Annotated in this window: 14 protein-coding genes and 1 tRNA gene; 3 read left to right on the forward strand and 12 right to left on the reverse strand. The window is 47.0% G+C overall.

The genetic code is table 11. From position 1 onward, the window contains the following. Positions 1-10: 10 nt before the first annotated feature. The 11 genes from LKD71_RS06280 to LKD71_RS06330 form a co-directional block, all read right to left on the reverse strand. Positions 11-463, reverse strand: coding sequence for a threonine/serine exporter family protein (locus LKD71_RS06280; protein WP_227614766.1), 453 nt, complete (start codon positions 461-463; stop codon positions 11-13). Next, a complete protein-coding gene (locus LKD71_RS06285) occupies positions 460-1227 on the reverse strand; it encodes a threonine/serine exporter family protein (RefSeq protein ID WP_227614767.1) in 768 nt (255 codons plus the stop codon). The genes LKD71_RS06280 and LKD71_RS06285 overlap by 4 nt, the downstream gene beginning before the upstream one ends. A gap of 15 nt (positions 1228-1242) precedes the next feature. Next, on the reverse strand, positions 1243-1653 hold the full coding sequence (locus LKD71_RS06290) for a DUF1700 domain-containing protein (RefSeq protein ID WP_227614768.1): 411 nt from the start codon (positions 1651-1653) through the stop codon (positions 1243-1245). 56 nt (positions 1654-1709) lie between these two features. Beyond that, complete coding sequence (locus LKD71_RS06295; protein ID WP_227614769.1) at positions 1710-3803, reverse strand: NlpC/P60 family protein; 2094 nt, start codon at positions 3801-3803, stop codon at positions 1710-1712. 58 nt (positions 3804-3861) lie between these two features. Beyond that, positions 3862-3935 (reverse strand) — tRNA-Arg (locus LKD71_RS06300). Between the two features lie 320 nt (positions 3936-4255). Beyond that, on the reverse strand, positions 4256-5143 hold the full coding sequence (locus LKD71_RS06305; RefSeq protein WP_227614770.1) for a YitT family protein: 888 nt from the start codon (positions 5141-5143) through the stop codon (positions 4256-4258). A gap of 152 nt (positions 5144-5295) precedes the next feature. Continuing rightward, entirely contained in the window at positions 5296-6090 is a 795-nt protein-coding gene (locus tag LKD71_RS06310) for a response regulator transcription factor (protein WP_227614771.1), read from the reverse strand. Further along, the gene (locus tag LKD71_RS06315) at positions 6087-7646 is read right to left on the reverse strand and encodes a glycoside hydrolase family 43 protein (protein WP_227614772.1); all 1560 of its coding nucleotides are present in this window, start codon (positions 7644-7646) and stop codon (positions 6087-6089) included. The genes LKD71_RS06310 and LKD71_RS06315 overlap by 4 nt, the downstream gene beginning before the upstream one ends. 14 nt (positions 7647-7660) lie before the next feature. Next, on the reverse strand, positions 7661-8482 hold the full coding sequence (locus tag LKD71_RS06320; RefSeq protein ID WP_227614773.1) for a carbohydrate ABC transporter permease: 822 nt from the start codon (positions 8480-8482) through the stop codon (positions 7661-7663). 13 nt (positions 8483-8495) lie between these two features. After that, the gene (locus LKD71_RS06325; RefSeq protein WP_227614774.1) at positions 8496-9365 is read right to left on the reverse strand and encodes a carbohydrate ABC transporter permease; all 870 of its coding nucleotides are present in this window, start codon (positions 9363-9365) and stop codon (positions 8496-8498) included. A gap of 78 nt (positions 9366-9443) precedes the next feature. Continuing rightward, positions 9444-10706, reverse strand: a complete 1263-nt coding sequence (locus tag LKD71_RS06330) for an ABC transporter substrate-binding protein (RefSeq protein WP_227614775.1) — start codon at positions 10704-10706, stop codon at positions 9444-9446. A 172-nt stretch (positions 10707-10878) separates the two neighbouring features. Here LKD71_RS06330 and LKD71_RS06335 point away from each other — a divergent pair, with 172 nt between their 5' ends. Then, positions 10879-12570, forward strand: a complete 1692-nt coding sequence (locus tag LKD71_RS06335) for a sensor histidine kinase (RefSeq protein ID WP_227614776.1) — start codon at positions 10879-10881, stop codon at positions 12568-12570. Positions 12571-12616: 46 nt separating this feature from the next. Here the strand turns inward: LKD71_RS06335 and LKD71_RS06340 are convergent, their stop codons facing one another. Beyond that, positions 12617-13237, reverse strand: a complete 621-nt coding sequence (locus LKD71_RS06340) for a flavodoxin family protein (RefSeq protein WP_178045739.1) — start codon at positions 13235-13237, stop codon at positions 12617-12619. A gap of 432 nt (positions 13238-13669) precedes the next feature. Between LKD71_RS06340 and LKD71_RS06345 the strand changes: the two genes are divergently transcribed. Together LKD71_RS06345 and LKD71_RS06350 are read left to right on the forward strand one after the other, a co-directional pair. Further along, on the forward strand, positions 13670-15223 hold the full coding sequence (locus LKD71_RS06345) for an ABC transporter substrate-binding protein (RefSeq protein ID WP_227614777.1): 1554 nt from the start codon (positions 13670-13672) through the stop codon (positions 15221-15223). 110 nt (positions 15224-15333) lie between these two features. Beyond that, positions 15334-16254, forward strand: coding sequence for an ABC transporter permease (locus LKD71_RS06350; protein WP_178045741.1), 921 nt, complete (start codon positions 15334-15336; stop codon positions 16252-16254). The last annotated feature ends 15 nt before the right edge of the window (positions 16255-16269 follow it).

A 16269-nucleotide genomic window follows, 5' to 3' on the forward strand; every position in this document is an offset into this window, starting at 1 on the left:
CCTTCTTTTTTTATTTTTTCTCTGCATTAAGTTCTTCCAGGTCTCTACGTTTCTTGTTAATCACAGAGAAGAAAGAATCCACCACAAAAACCGCCAGGGCAATCATGCCGGCAATCTCCAGAGTCTGGAGCATATAAAAAGCCGCCATATCCTTGGTTCCAAGAAAAAGCTGATAAGCAGAACGGAAAAGGCCCGCTCCGGGAACCAGAATCAGAAGGCCGGGGATCAGAAAGACCGTCACCGGCGCTTTGAAGACACGAGCAAACACATGGGCCATGATGGCAAGAGCCAGGGAACCGAAAAAGTTCGCCATGACCGCCCCCTGGGCAGGCAGGAAGATCAGGTAAACAAACCAGCCCACCGAGCCCTCCAGTCCACAGTAGAGAAGAAATTTTTTCGGCACGTTATTTACCACCGAAAATGCCAGAATTGCAAAAAATGCACTGATTACCTGTACGATCATAAGTGAAATCCCCCTGTCATAATCATTCCAAGACCGGCGCCCACCACAATGGCTGCCACCTTGATGAGAGACTCCAGCACTTTGGCGCTTCCGGCCACATAGTCTCCCTGCAGCGTGTCCCGGATCGCGATCGTAAAGGCCGCACCAGGAACGATGGGCATGATGGCTCCGATGATCACCGTGTCCACGTTGATATCTATGAGCCGGCTCATGACCACTGCTCCCGCCGCCAGAAGCACGGAGGAGAGCATCGTCTCCATAAAGGCGTTAAGCGAGAGCCATTTGGAAAAACGAAGGGCCAGAACGATGAGCACACCGTCGATTCCCGCCGCCAGAGCGTCCCTCCAGGAGCCGCCGAACACCAGGGCAAAAAAAAGAGCCACTCCGATCACGCCCAGAGCCTTCTGAAATTCCGTATACTGCCTGGAATCCAGGTGCTTGAGATCATGGAATGCTTCCTTCAGCGTCATCTGCCCGCTGCAGAATTTTCTCGAAATATCGTTGACAATGCTGACCGTATTCAGGTCCGTACCGCGGCTCGGAATCCTCTTAATTACAGTCATGGAATCCTCCTTGGGATCGTCCAGTGTGACCATGATTCCGGTGGCCGTCACATAGGCCTCTGCCGTCTTAAGGCCGGAGACAGCCAGCATCCGCTGGATCGTGTCCTCGACCCTGTAAATCTCCGCCCCGTTCTGGAGCATCAGCTTCCCGGCCAGGGTCGCTGTGTCCAGATACAGTTTATAGTCTTTCTTTTCCTCCATTTCTTCCCTCTCCAGTTATTCTTTTTTAAAAAGGCTGAGCACAAAAAGTACCAAGAGCACCGGCAGCAATACCGGGAGCAGCGCTCTCAGAATTGTGAACAGCAAAAACAGAACCGCCACAAGGATCAGAAGAAACAGCCATTTGTTCCACGGATGGCTCTTATCCCCCTTTTCTTCTTCCTTTGGCTCCTGTTCTGTCCGTTTTTTTGAAAAATCCGTGGCCCCGCTTACATGGGTATCCAGGATCGTTCTCGCGATCAGAAGCGGACTTCCCAGTTCCTCCAGGACTTCCTCCCTCGATCTTCCTTTTCGTGTTTCCGAATCAATGTATTCGCTGTAATAACGAAGGGTCTTTGCGACCGTGTTCTCATCCAGTTCGCCGGTGAGCTTCTGCTCCATCATTTCCAAGAATTCTGCTTTCGTCATCGGTTTCCTTTCTCAAAAAGGCCGCTAAAGCTTTCCTTTAACGGCCTTTTGCACTACTACTGATTTGCCAGATATACATCTGCATACTGAACGCCGAAATTCGTGGCGTCCGTATGACTATTCATATAAATATCCACATGTCCGTAAGGGGTTCCGCGGTCCTCCACGGTATAGATGAGGCCGCCGATCACCAGCTTGGTGCCAAAAGGCACGCCAGCCATGGCCACTGTACGTCCCTGTACCGGAACCGTGCCGCCCGCCGTCGCTCCGCCGGACCATTTGCCGCAGCAGATCGGGCAGCTGCAGTATGCGGTGAGCTTGAATCTGCCCAGATAATTGCCGGAATCGCCGGCTTTCGCCTTGGTGTAGGCCACACCTTTGGCCGCGTTGTCATTGACCTGCTCGATCTTATCCGAATCGCTGTCGGAGATGATCCGGGTCGCCCAGACTGCATGAGCCGTATCCACCACAGAGCAGATGATACCCTGATTGCTGTTGGCCGCCTCAATGGTCTTTCCGTCGCCCATGTACATGACAACGTGATAAACGGCTCCATCCTTCGCATAGAAGATCAGGTCGCCGGGCTTCGCCTCGGAAACCGGGATCTGCATGCCATACTGGGCCTGGGTCTCTGCCACTCTGGGAATGCTGTAGCCGTAAGCAGAATAAATACTCTGGACAAAACCGGAGCAGTCCGCTCCCAGCGTCAGGCTGGTGCCGCCCCAGACATAGGGATTTCCGATAAACTGGGAGGCATATTTCAGCATGGATTCCCGGATGGAATCGGAAATGCTTCCTTTTTTAATAGAAGTGATCGTATAATAGCAGGCCTTGTTTTCCTTCGCGGAAATCTTGAGATCCGCGTAAGAATAAGTGGACTCGCCATTTTCCAGGATCTGATTTTCCACGCCGTCTCCGGTGGAAAGGTACTCTCTCTTCACAAAGCCCCGGACATCGCCGGACTCCACAAAGATCCATTCACTGCCGGCATCCGCCAGTATGTAGCAGAGCGTATTCTGCTTCATGACGCCCACCACTCTGGCATCTTCTGTGCGTCCTTCACGGACATTTACGCCGTCTGTGGTACAGAGAGCATACTGTTTTCCGACCACAGTGCTGCGGACGGTGGTTTTCGTATAGGTGTAGGCACTGTTTTCCATCGGCTCCTTGGAAGCCGTGGCAACTGCCAGGTTCGTCTCCCCTTTTTCGGCAACGTAAGCGTCAGCCTCCGCTCCGGTCAGAAGATCCGGAATCCGCACGAAACCTCTGACCACACCGGACTCCACATAATACCAGGAAGGGTCCTGATCGTTGAGGACATAGCAGACACCGCCTTTTCCCAGGGTTCCCACCACATCGGAACCGGTACCTTTTCCTTCATAAATCTGAAGAGTTCCTACGTTGGCGATGGCGTAATCCTTTTCTACTGTGACAAAACGGAAGGACTCCTCAATGGCCGGAGGAATCACAATCTTCTGGAGGGCAATGAGTTGCTCGTTGGTAAGAGCCGGCTTATCCTGATTGTCCTCTTTTTTATCTTCATCCTTTTTATCCGTATCTTTGGTATCATCCGTCTGGGGCTCTGTATCAGCCGTCGTCGGTTCTTCGGTATCCGGTTCTGTCACCGGTTCTGTGACTGGCTCCGTCACGGGTTCATCCGGATCCACCACCGGTGGAATATCCGTCGTCGGCTCTGTCGCCGGTTCGTCAGGATCGATCACAGGCGGCACCTCTGTATCCGGCTCTGTGGAAGGATCCACCACCGGCGGCACCTCTGTGGAGGGCTCACTGGTCCCCGGTTCTGTAGTCGGTTCGCTGCTGCCGGTACCTGGCTCTGTGGCGGGCTCGCTGCCTGGCTCCGTACCGGACGGATCTGTGGCAGGCTCCGTGCTGCCGGTGGCCGGTTCACTGGTTCCGGTATTTGGCTCCGTGGCCGGTTCGCTGCTGACCGGTTCCTGTGCGGCTGTTTCTGTCTCTGCTGCTGTCGCTAACCCTGTTGTCTCTGACGTCTCCGCATCTCCGCTTTCAAGCCCGGCCGCATGGACATGAGCCGTATGCTTTTCATTATGATCCATAGTGAAACCTGAGGGAGCTGTCACAGACAGGGCAATGGTCACTGCCAGCGTCTTGTATACCTTTTTTAACTTCATTGAAATCTCCTCATGTTTTCCTGCAAACAAAAATCCCCAGACTTCTGTCTGGGGATACCGTGCGTTAGAGGATTCGAACCCCCGACCTTTTGGTCCGTAGCCAAACGCTCTATCCAGCTGAGCTAAACGCACATCTTTTTTCTTTTCGTTCCGGTGTCTCGCTCGGAACAATGAAGATTATATCTCACTACCCAGTTCTTGTCAACACTTTTTTTGAAATTTTTTAAATTTTTTGAATTATTCAGAGCCAAATCGAGATGGCCCTGAATAATTCTTCCGCGCAAAAGTCCTGTCCAGCGGCTATGCATTCTGGCAAGCTTGCTTGCCAAGATGCATAGCCGTTGGACAGGATGCCTCACCCGGTTCCGATTATATCATCTTCCTGCCGCCCGCCGCAACCTCAAAACCCCTTATTTTTTTCTTATGCAAGAACTTTTACAATCTGGTTACAACTATCGATTATTTGCTTCCTCCACCTGGGCCACGCGGGTCACATGAAAGCCCTCACCCAGCACCTCGTTGGATTCCAGAATAATCATGAAGGACTTGTCGTCGATCTCCTTCACCGCCTGCTCGACCAGATACATCTCCTTATTGTTGCAGGCGCACATAACCACCTGCTTATCCTCCTGCCGGTAGCCGCCGCTGGCATGAAGAATCGTCGTGCCACGGCCGGTCCGCTCGTCGATGATCTCCGTGACTGCCTTTCCCTGCTCCGTGACAATGAGAGCAAGCTTACCGGAATTGATGCCGTACATTGTCTTATCCACCACCAGTGACAGGAGCGAATTGATGATCAGACCGTAGATCATTCCATCCACATCCTGGAAAATCACGCCGCCTAAGAGCACCACAAGAAAATCCATGGCAAAAATAATTTTTCCCAGGGAAAGATGAGGCTTCACCGCTTTTAAGGACATGCTGATGAAATCAGCGCCTCCCGTGGAGGAATTTCTCATATAAATCAGCGCATAACCGATTCCCGAAAGCACGCCCGTGCAGAGCGCCGAGAGCATACGGTCCCCCTGATAGACCGGAAGAAGCGGCGCGATGACATCCACGCAGACGGAAGAGATCACCATACACCGGAGAGATCTTAAGAAAAAGCTTTTTCCCAGCACCCGGAAACAGAGAATCGTCACCGGTATATTCAAAAGGATCGTCGTCACACCGATCGGCAGCCCGAAAAGCCGGTAAATGATCATAGCCAGCCCCGAAAAGCCCGACATCGGAAACTTCGCCTCCAGCGCAAAGTTATAAAGTCCCAGCGCGATCAGCATGCTCCCCAGCACCTCCGCCAGGATATCGACCGCTATCTTCTTCCATTTTTCGTTCTGCATCTTTTACATCCTCCCAAAGCCTGTTCCTACGAAAAGAGGTTTCTTCTATTTATTAAGAAGAAAGAGCGACTACAAATACTGATTTTTCCAATCATTATCCGCAATCGCTCTTGTTCTTATGTGTTTAGTATAGCACTTCGAGGGGAGTTCCGTCAATCCATCCTGTTCATCTGATATTTTTTTCGGAAAGCCAGAGGAGTAATCCCTTCGATACTTTTAAACACCGCGATAAAATATTTATCACTCTGATATCCGATCTCCTCATAAATTTCGCAGACACGCATATCCGTATGAAGCAGCAGACGTTTTGCTTCCTTCATCCTCGCGCAGGTAATATATTCCATCACAGTCATCCCTGCTTCCTGCTTAAAAAGCGTAGAAAGATAGGATTTGCTTACATGTAGATATTCCGCCAGGGAAGCCAGGGTTGTTCCTTCTTTCAAATGTTCCTTTATGTAAGTCTGTGCCTGAAATACCAGCTCACTTTTCCCGTGATACTCCTGTTGATCCAGCAGTTCCGGATGCTCCGTCATCAGCTTCTTTACCTGCTCCACTTTTTCTGCTTCGTCCAGCTTCTGAACCGCTGCCTGAGTTTCTTTCAAAATATCCTCTACACTGAATGGCTTTAAAATATAATTTTGAATACCATATGGAATCAGGGACTTTATTGCCTGAAAATCGGCGATGGCCGTCAGAACAATGATTGGCATCGTATACTGACGGGCACGGATTTCTTTTACCAGCGCAATCCCATCCATTTCCGGCATCCTGAGATCCGTAATGATCATATCCGGATGAGCCATTTCGATGACATCCAGCGCCTCTTTTCCATTTTCCGCTGTCAATACCTCCGACAGTCTGTTCAAAGTACAGGCAAGTACATTTTTCATTCCATACAGAATATTTTTTTCATCTTCCACCAGTAATAAAGAATATTCTTTACTCATACTTCCTCCGGACAATACTCCATAAAAGCAAAATCAGCCTTCGCTGACCGATACAGCATATCATGGCAGCCAATTCCCACCATAGCGCCCGTATAAGCCCCTTCTTCCGGATATTCATCGGATATTTTTGACGCATCCCAGACGCCGCCTACATTATACCAGACTTTTCGATCATAAGAAAATGAAAAACTTCCCTCTGTATTTTTCACCCGCACTTTCAAATAGACAAGCCCATTCCCGGAAAGTCTCTGTGTCCCCTGATAACTGGCTTTTCCATGATCCATTATCATGCAGTCAATGATCCTTTTTCCCTCTGTATCGGTAGTGATTCTCAGGTAATAGAAATCACATTCATCATAAAAATACAGAATTCCTGCCATCTGTCGCTCTGAGATCGGTGAAAATTCCATAGCTGTCTCAAAAGAAAAGCAAAAATCTTCCTGTCTTCTCATAAGAAGAGTCTGCTCAAACCGGGAATTAGGCGAATCCTTTCCGACGAGACGAAGCCAGCCGGGTCTTGCAGTAAGAGAGGCCGCTTCCTTCAATGGAATCCGTAGAGAATGAAACTCAGGAAGAACCATTTCCTGTGTAAATACATACTCTTTTTTTTCCGGCTTCCGGTGCTCTACCTCCCAGGAAACCTCTATCTCCTCGCTCGGCTCCGGTCCATTAACCACATAAGGCCAATCGTTTTTCCATGTTACCTTCTGAATTGCTGTCTCTCTTCCCAAAATACAACGCCGGTAAGGTGGCAAGGGGCGACCAGTCAGATGAACCAGATACCACTCACCATTTTCTGTGGAGACAAGATCTGCATGGCCCGCTTTCTGCAACGGAAGATCTAGGCGATTTCTTGCTGTCAAAAGAGGATTATCCGGTGCCCCCTCATAAGGTCCATCCACGTTTCTGGCTCTTGCCACGGTTTCTGCATGGCCATACTCTGTTCCGCCTTCCGCTGTCAGAAGATAATAATATCCGTCCTTCTTATAAATATGAGGTCCTTCCGGTACAGAAATTCCACTGCCACCCCATATTTCTTTCATTTCTCCTGTCAGACATTTTTTCCCCGGATCATACTCCTGCAGCATAATACGCTGAATACGGCCGTCTCGATAATGCCGCATAATACTTGACACCCATTTTCTTCCATCGTCATCATGAAACATGGATGGATCAAAACCTGCGCTGTGAAGGTAAACCGGCTCTGACCATTCTCCATAAATATCCGGCGTTGTCACGAGATAATTATGACAATCCATAAACTCGTACCAGTGGGTTCGCACATTGGTATAGATCAGATAAAACATTTTTCCATCGTAAGAAAGGCAGGGAGCAAAGACACCTCCCGAGGCATCATTTCCTTTCATATCCAGCTGCGAAACCTTCGTCAGCGCCCGGTTGATCAGCTCCCAGTTCTGAAGATCTTTTGAATGATAAATGCATACCCCAGGAAACCATTCAAAAGTGGACGTTGCTAGATAATAATCATCCCCCACACGGATAATAGACGGGTCCGGATGAAATCCGGGTAAAATTGGATTTTTTATTGTTCCCATATAATTCTCCCCCTTTAGCTTTTTACTGCACCAGTCACCATACCTGCCTGTATTCTTCCAGACATAGCAATATAGATAGCAATGATTGGAAGAGCAGAAAGGACAAGTGCCGCACTCATAGCAGCATAGTTTGTGTTATATGTTCCTTTCAGAGATAATAATCCCACGGGCAATGTTTTATAATCTGGATTAGTGATCAGAATATTTGCAAAAATAAATTCATTCCAGATACCAATCGCTGTCAGGATCGTACTTGTGGAAATAACGGGTTTTGCCAGAGGCAGAAAAATTCGTACAAACATTTGAATAATACTACAGCCATCTATCGTTGCCGCTTCCTCCAGTTCTTTCGGAAGCTGCTGATAATGGCCATAAGTCAGGAAAACAGCCATCGGAATAGAGGAAGCCACATAGGGAAACAATAGAGCTATCAGATGATCCACCCAGCCCAGGCGATTCATAATGGAATAGAGCGGAATCAGGGTACAGTGTACCGGAATCATCATTCCCGCAAAAAAAAGACTTACCAGAAGATTTCCCCCTTTAAACGGGAAACGAGCTACCATAAAAGAAAACGCACAACTTATCAGGATTACAATAACAATCGTTAAAACTGTAATAAAAACACTGTTCAGCATATAACCCTGAATGCCTTCCTGCCAGGCCGTCACATAGTTATAAAACCTCGGCTCTTTCGGTAAGGACCATGGATCCACAAAGAAGGAAACATTATCTTTCAATGAAGATAAAATCATCCAGATCAATGGATAAATCGTAATAACTGCCTGCAGGGCAAGAATTACATAAATGCAGGCCATTTTTATCTTTTTGTTCATCTCGATACCCCCATCAGTCTTCCTTATTTTTCAGTATAATGTTATACAGGGAAATGAAAAATACACCAAGGAAAAGCAATACGACCGCAACTGCGTTTCCATAACCGTAACGCATGGAATTAAATGCTGTTCGCAGCACATAGGTTGCCAGCACTTCACTGGATGAGTTCGGACCGCCACCGGTCATGATGTAGACCAGATCAAAATACTTCAGAGAGTTTACCGTTGCCAGAATCAGTGTCAGACGGATGACAGGCCAGATCAAAGGCAGCTGAATCTTTGTGAAAAGCTGAAAGCTTTTTGCTCCGTCCAGCATTGCAGACTCCATGATATCCTCTGAGACATTATGAAGCGCCGTATAATAGATTAAAATATAGTTACCGATAAACTGCCAGATTACAACTGCGATGACACAGCCCAGAGAAGATTTCGGATCACCGAGCCATAAGGGCTGTGCACTGCTTCCAACAAAATTCAGAATACCATTCAGAAGACCAAAGTTTGGATCAAAGATCTGCCCCCACAAAATACCAATGAGGGAAGAAGATAATATAACAGGAAGGAAGAAAGCCGTTCTGAAAAAATTTCTTCCTTTTAATTTTCGATTGTACAAAATAACTGCAAAAAACATTCCAATAGGAAGCTGGAACAAAACACACCAGAATGCCATTTCCAGTGAATGTTTCAAAGATTTCCACACAATTTCATCATGTAAAAGCTCTTTGTAATTATCAAGCCCAATAAATACTTTAGCTGTGATTCCATCCCAACTGTAAAAACTGTCTTTCACCGCCATTCCTACCGGAACAATGATTGCTGCACAAAACCACAGGACTGCCGGAAGAACAAAAAGGCATCGGATCGCCGGACTCACTTTTCTCATATAAACACACCCCTCAAAAGATTCTTATAATCAGAAGCGGCCATTTTCATGACCGCCCTCTGATCCTTTTTCATTGTATTATTTGATCTTTGCCAGTTCCGTTGTTACATCGGTATCCGGATCTGCAACGATAGCTGTCAGTGCAGATAAGAGCTGTTCGGACTGATCCGGCTGAAGCGCCTGGTCCGTATAAGCGATAAAGCCCTGCACACCGTCTGATACATATTGGCTGAACTGATAAGCCAGCGGATCCATATTTTCTTCTTTACAGGATGTCGCAACGGTTGAGAAAGTGCCTGTACGCTCACAGCTGATGGTCTGCTCTTCGTTGCTCATCATGAATTTTACAAATCTCTCAGCAGCTTCTCTGTGCTCACTGGAATTGCTGATTGCCAGAGTGTTTGCTACACCACCATACAGATAACCACTCTCATCTTCAGCTCCTCCTGTTACCTTCGGGAACGGGAAATAAGAGAAATCTTTTGCTCTTGATTCATCTGCTGTGAAGGTCGGAATAGACCAGGAACCCGTAATCATCATAGCGGCTTTTCCTGCTGCAAAAACAGCCTCAGCTGTAGTCGCATCCATGGAAAGATTTCCGTTAATAAATCCTTCCTGTGCCAGAGATCGAAGTTCTTCTCCTGCCTGTACAAAAGGCGCTTCTGTAAAGTTCTTGTCTCCGTAGCAGACTTCCTGATAAAGGTCTACACCACCGGTTCTCTGTGCCAGATAAGAAAACCATCCCAGGAACGGCCAACGATCTTTTCCGCCGACAGCAATCGGTGTTACTCCATTTTCAGAAAGGGTGTGAATCACTTCTTTTAACTCATCATAGGTTTCCGGAACTTCTACATTGTTTTCCTCAAAAATCCGCTGATTGTACCAGACGGCCATGCAGGTAATCGAAGTCGGAATACCATATACCTTATCATCGTATGTAACTGCGTCCAGGCTTCCCGGCACGAACGTATCAGTAAATGCCGTATCTTCATTATACATATCTGTCAGATCTGCCACATTACCTGAATTAATCAGTGTGTGGAACTGCTCTCCTACCCAGTAGGAAAATACATCCGGAAGGTTGTTGGACGCAATCACCGTTTTGATCTTGGTCTTATAAGCTTCCTCTGCCATTCCATCATATTTTACTTTGATATCCGGGTTGGCTTCCTCAAAGCGCTGGATCATCTCCTCATTATTTTTCCGGTCTTCCACGCTTCCTGATGAAGTCCAGTAGCTGATTTCTACCGGCTCATCTGCCAGTGCAACGGTAGAAAATCCTGCCAGACAGCCGCTCAGCATAGCTGCTGTACAAAGTATTGCGATTCCTCTCTTTTTCATAATTACTTACCTCCGTTCTTTTTTTGTTGGTAAGCCTATTATAATGCGCTTTTTATCAAAAGAAACCACAGAATCTTTCTTTAAAATTCCACTATATTTTGGAAATCTTCTTAAAGTTTGATTTTTATGCAGGAATTTGCTATCATATTCAAAAAATCAGGAGGGCAGATTTATGAAAAAGATAAAAGAATTTTTGCTGCGTACTTCTTCCCAATTTGCTATTTCTTCTATTCTTATTATGGTACTTATTTTCTCCGCAGTTGCCTTTAATGTATATCAAAAACTTTCCGACTATATCACGGAACAGTCTGCATCTGCCATCGACACACTGATTACCCAGACTCAGGAGCGCCTAAACTCTACGCTCCGTGAACTGGATTCCAATATGCAACAGTTTTGTAACGCCATGCTGGTTCAGGAAGCTCTTTATAGCAATTCCTACAAAAACCAGATTACCTCCACTCAACTGGCCGCTGTCCGGCGTCAGATTATGCAGACTGTAGCCTATAATGATGCCATCGATAATATTGAATTATTCAGCACCCGCGAAATGATCTATCCCTTTACTCGTGCTTCCATAGATCAAACACTCTCCTCCGCTGAAATTGCTCTAGCAGATCAGCAGAATGGAAAAATCGTATGGCTCTCCAATCCTGACGACTCTTCCCATACCATCCGCGCCGTCAAGAGAATCATTCTTCCTGATTACGATTTTTCCTTTGGTGGCTATCTGGTTTTCACACCTAAAAATGACTTTCTGGATTTTCTTGAGAAAGACTTCAAAGATATGAATGGAATGGCACTGACTCTCTCTGATTCCAACGAGCAGAAAATCTACCAGTATTCCAATCTTTCTGATACGGCAGGCAGTGAACTGCCACAGGATCCTGAAGCTTATAAAATTGTCCAGTCACATTCTCCCTATACAGGCTGGAATCTGACGTTTTATGTTTCACAGACACTCCAGTCCAAGGATATTCCCTGGCTTTTAAAAACGCTCCTTCTTTCTTTTTCTGTGGGCGGTCTGATCTTCTTCATTGCCTGCATTTTTATCTGCCGGATGATCTCATCTCCACTGAAAGATATGGAAAAAGTCATGGCCCACACAGAGGACAGGCTACAGCCTAACCTCAAAAAATACAGTAACACCGATATCAATAATCTGAACGCCAGCTATAATGCCATGGTCGATGCTAACAATCAGCTCATTGAAGAAGTCTATGAAAAAGAACTTCTCCGTACTCAGGCAGAAATCAAGGCCTTGCAGGCTCAGGTTAATCCTCACTTTATTATTAACGCACTGGAATCCTTATACTGGGTGATGATCCAAAATGGCGACCTGAAAAACGCTGAGGTTCTCCTTTCTCTCGCTCGCCTGTTTCAATATATTCTAAAGGGAAAAGACTGGATCTCCCTGGATGAGGAGCTGCATTTTATTGAACAATATCTACAAATTGAAAAATTCCGTTTCGGTCACAAACTGTCCTGGAACTACGAGGTGAACGAAATGCTGAAAGAAATAAAAATCCCTAAGCTCTTTATTCATCCGCTTGTGGAAAATGCCGTTAAATACGCAGTTGAAACAACAACTAAAAACGTTGAAATCCATATTGAAATTAAAGGAACCCCTACTGATTATCAGGTTATCGTTTCAGACAACGGAAACGGCATCCCACCTGAAACCATGCAGAAAATTCTCCTCTCCTTTAAAGAAAAGAATCCTGTAGGCTCCGTTTCCTCCAGTTACGGCCTGGCCAACCTCTACAAAAGGATCCAACTCTACTATGGAAAAAATTCTTCTCTGACTATTACCACTGTCCCGCAATTTCCCGGAACCCAGGTGAAAATGCGGATTCAGATCTAAAAAAATGCCCACCGCTCGTTTTGGAGCGCTGGGCGTATTTTATTTTTTAGCGGATATAATTCGTCTTAATCGCCGGCTCCCTCTCCGGGAAGGTGATTCCGGCTTTCTTTCCGGCCTCGATGCATTTGATGAGCCAGGCCATGTTGTTGCCGAGGGTACGCATGGTCTGGAGGCCTTCTTCGTCCTGTCTGACCTCGTCGGGGGTGTTGCCGTGTACCATGTTCCAGTACTGGGATGAGACTACGGGCATGTTGTTGATGGTGAAATATTTGTTGATCTGGTCGAAGCCTGCGGTTGCGCCGCCTCTTCTGCAGCTGACCACTGCCGCTGCGGGTTTGCCGGCCATCTTGCTGCCACCGCTATAGAAGGCCCGGTCCATAAAGGAAGTGAGCGCTCCGGAAGCGGAAGCATAATGAATCGGAGAACCGAAGATATAACCGTCTGCCTCTCCTGCTTTCTTCACAAATTCATTGACTACATCATTGCGGAAGCATTCGCCGTTTTTGCGACAGACGCCGCAGCCCACGCAGCCTGCCACGGGCTGGGTGCCTACCTGAAAAATCTCTGTCTCGATGCCCTGTTTTTCCAGAGCGGCTGCTGCTTCCTGAAGCGCCGTATAAGTACAGCCCTTTGCCTTGGGGCTTCCATTTACCAAAAGTACTTTCATTATCTTTTCCTCCTGTTTTTCTAATCTCCCGGTCCGGATTTTCCCGATCCTCTCTCCATTATAGCAGAACCTTTTTTCAAACTCAATTTCAAAAAAATACCTTCATTTTTATTCATTCATACCATACCTGTATGAATTATACAATATATTTAATTTTATTATTTTAAATACAGTTTTTCAATCTTTCAGTTCTCAGCAGCACTGCTTCAATGCGGTGATTTGATATATTTTTCACAGTTTTTCTCTTGTAAATTCCTTTAATTTTCGTTACTTTGTACTAAAATCTTGTCTGTTTTTTTGTTAGCTTTATACGATTTTCATTTATTTTTCATTTTTCTCTTGTTTGTTTTTCACAAATCGTTTACAATACCAACATGATGATTCGCGCGCGCAAAAATGAGTCACTATCAACCATACAGAAAGGATATAAACATGAAAAAGTTAGTAGCTCTTATGCTTACCGGCGCTCTGGCATTCAGCCTTTCCACCGGAGCACTTGCTGATGAAGGAGCAAAATCTCCTGACAATGACATGGTCGTAGCCCTTCAGGCAGACGCGACTCATCTGGATCCCCACGTTTCCAGTAACGGTTATTCCAACACCATCACCAACGCAATGTATGAAACTCTCCTGACCTTTAATGAGAAATCCGAAGTGGTTCCCCTGCTGGCAAAGGAATGGAGCGTATCCGATGACGGTCTGTATTACACCTTCGTACTGAACGAGGGCATTCAGTTCCACGATGGCGAACCCTTCAACGCAGATGCTGTTGTTGCCGTTTATGAGCGCGGTCTTAACGACGATAGCCTGACCTTGAAAAGAAGCATCTCCAACTGGGAAAGTGTAACCGCTGACAGTGAATATCAGGTTACGATCAAATTAAAAGAAGCAAACAATACCTTTATCAATAAAATCACACAGGTTCGTATGGTCAGCCCGAAAGCAATGGAGCAGGGTAAAGATTACCTCGCAAAGAATTCCGCAGGTACCGGCCCCTTCATCCTTTCCGATCGTGTAGACGGCGGCTATACCAAACTGGTCCGCAACGAGAATTACTGGCAGGAAGGCCCGGGCGTTGACACCCTTACCTTCACCGTAGTTCCCGAGGATGGTTCCCGTATCGCCATGCTGCAGACTGGTGAGGCAGACATCATTGATCCGGTTCCGGCTATCGACGTTGCCAGAATCGAAGATGATCCTACCATCGTAGTTGACAACTTCCCGGGTATCACCTACCGTTATGTAACCCTGAACACCGAAATGGAACTCCCGGACGGCAGAAAACCCTTTGCCGACAAGAGAGTCCGCCAGGCTCTGAACTACGCATTCGACAGTAACGCTTATGCACAGGTTGTATTCAACGGTTTTGCCGTAGAGCCGACCTCCATCTTCTCTCAGAACATCATGTACTATTCTCCGCAGACTCCGTACACCCCGGATCTGGACAAAGCAAAAGAGCTCATGAAAGAAGCCGGCTTTGAGGATGGTTTTGATGTACAGATCATCGTAGATAACACCACAATCGAAATGAAAGGTGCTGAGTTTGTAAAACAGCAGCTCTCTCAGATCAATGTAAACGTTGAGCTTCTTGCCAACGAGTCCACCGCCAACGCAGAACTGACCAGCGCTCCTCTTGAGGATACCACCGTTCAGATGTGGTATGTAAACTGGGGTTCCGGTTCCTACGAGGCAGACGGATCCATGAGAAATATCCTCCACGGCGATAAGATGCCGCCGGAAGGCTATAACACCGCATTCTGGAACAATGAAGAGTTCAATGAACTTCTGGACAGCGCCCTGAAAATGACTGACACCGAAGAGATCGCAGAAGCTTATGCAAAAGCTCAGGCTATTGCTTGGGAAGAGTGCCCCTGGATCTTCCTTGGAAACAACAACACACTGACTGCTCATAAGAGCTATGTATCAGGCATCAAATATAAACCTGCCGGTGAGCTGATTTTCCAGACCATCAGCATGGATCACTGATCCTGAAATAAACGGTAAGAAAGGGAGTGTTGCAGCACTCCCTTTTTAAATGCTTAATTTCAAAGATGAACTGCCTGCAAAATCCGCAGTCCATCCTGACGGAGGTATGTATGAATCGCTATTTTGTCAGAAGGTTGCTTGCAACCATTCCACTGATGTTCATCATTTCGATCTTTGTCTTCATGTTCATTCATCTGATCCCCGGTGATCCGGCAAAAACCCTCGCAGGCGTAGAAGCCAGCGTGGAAGAGGTGGAAGCGATCCGTGAAGAATTCGGCCTGAATAAGCCGATCCTCGTCCAGTATGTGGACTATATGAAAAATCTTTTCCACGGAGATATGGGCCGCAGCCTGAAATCCAATCTCCCCGTCACGGAAATGATTGCATCCCGTATGCATTACACCCTGAGGCTCGTCGTCGCGGGCATGATCTGGGCGCCTTTCCTCGGAATCTTCATCGGCGTGCTCTGTGCGATCTTCCGTGGAAAATTTTTCGACCACTTCGGAATGCTTTTCGCCATCACCGGCCTTTCCGCTCCCGGTTTCTGGCTGGGTCTGATGGGCATCGAGCTTTTCTCCGTCCGTCTTGGCCTTCTGCCCACCACAGGTCTTGACACCTGGAAGGGTTACATTCTTCCTTCCCTGGTAATGGGAACCGGAATCATGGCTGTTCTGGCCCGTTACTCCCGTTCCTCCATGCTGGAGACCCTGCGTGAGGACTATGTGCGTACCGCCAGAGCCAAAGGTCAGAAGGAATTCTGGGTAATGTTCTCCCACGCATTTCGCAACTCCCTGATCCAGATCGTAACGATCATCGGTCTGCAGATCGGAGGTCTTCTCTCCGGTTCTGTTATCACAGAGAACATTTTCTCCATCCCGGGACTTGGCCGTCTTCTCGTAGACTCCATCGGCTATCGTGATTATCCGGTTATCCAGGGACTTCTGATGATTTTTGCACTGCAGTACGTTCTCATCAATCTGATCGTAGACATGCTTTACGGCGTGATCAATCCGAAGATCCGCTATGACTAATGGAAAGGAAGATTG

This window comes from Fusicatenibacter faecihominis, assembly GCF_020686945.1.
Lineage (GTDB): Bacteria > Bacillota > Clostridia > Lachnospirales > Lachnospiraceae > Limivivens > Limivivens faecihominis.

What these genes read in the sequence shown, in the direction of transcription:
- LKD71_RS06285 (WP_227614767.1), bottom strand. Translation starts at nt 1,227, where the DNA reads ATGGAGGAAAAGAAAGACTATAAACTGTATCTGGACACAGCGACCCTG.
- LKD71_RS06310 (WP_227614771.1), bottom strand. Translation starts at nt 6,090, where the DNA reads ATGAGTAAAGAATATTCTTTATTACTGGTGGAAGATGAAAAAAATATT.
- LKD71_RS06320 (WP_227614773.1), bottom strand. Translation starts at nt 8,482, where the DNA reads ATGAACAAAAAGATAAAAATGGCCTGCATTTATGTAATTCTTGCCCTG.
- LKD71_RS06340 (WP_178045739.1), bottom strand. Translation starts at nt 13,237, where the DNA reads ATGAAAGTACTTTTGGTAAATGGAAGCCCCAAGGCAAAGGGCTGTACT.
- LKD71_RS06315 (WP_227614772.1), bottom strand. Translation starts at nt 7,646, where the DNA reads ATGGGAACAATAAAAAATCCAATTTTACCCGGATTTCATCCGGACCCG.
- LKD71_RS06305 (WP_227614770.1), bottom strand. Translation starts at nt 5,143, where the DNA reads ATGCAGAACGAAAAATGGAAGAAGATAGCGGTCGATATCCTGGCGGAG.
- LKD71_RS06290 (WP_227614768.1), bottom strand. Translation starts at nt 1,653, where the DNA reads ATGACGAAAGCAGAATTCTTGGAAATGATGGAGCAGAAGCTCACCGGC.
- LKD71_RS06335 (WP_227614776.1), top strand. Translation starts at nt 10,879, where the DNA reads ATGAAAAAGATAAAAGAATTTTTGCTGCGTACTTCTTCCCAATTTGCT.
- LKD71_RS06325 (WP_227614774.1), bottom strand. Translation starts at nt 9,365, where the DNA reads ATGAGAAAAGTGAGTCCGGCGATCCGATGCCTTTTTGTTCTTCCGGCA.
- LKD71_RS06345 (WP_227614777.1), top strand. Translation starts at nt 13,670, where the DNA reads ATGAAAAAGTTAGTAGCTCTTATGCTTACCGGCGCTCTGGCATTCAGC.
- LKD71_RS06280 (WP_227614766.1), bottom strand. Translation starts at nt 463, where the DNA reads ATGATCGTACAGGTAATCAGTGCATTTTTTGCAATTCTGGCATTTTCG.
- LKD71_RS06330 (WP_227614775.1), bottom strand. Translation starts at nt 10,706, where the DNA reads ATGAAAAAGAGAGGAATCGCAATACTTTGTACAGCAGCTATGCTGAGC.
- LKD71_RS06295 (WP_227614769.1), bottom strand. Translation starts at nt 3,803, where the DNA reads ATGAAGTTAAAAAAGGTATACAAGACGCTGGCAGTGACCATTGCCCTG.
- LKD71_RS06350 (WP_178045741.1), top strand. Translation starts at nt 15,334, where the DNA reads ATGAATCGCTATTTTGTCAGAAGGTTGCTTGCAACCATTCCACTGATG.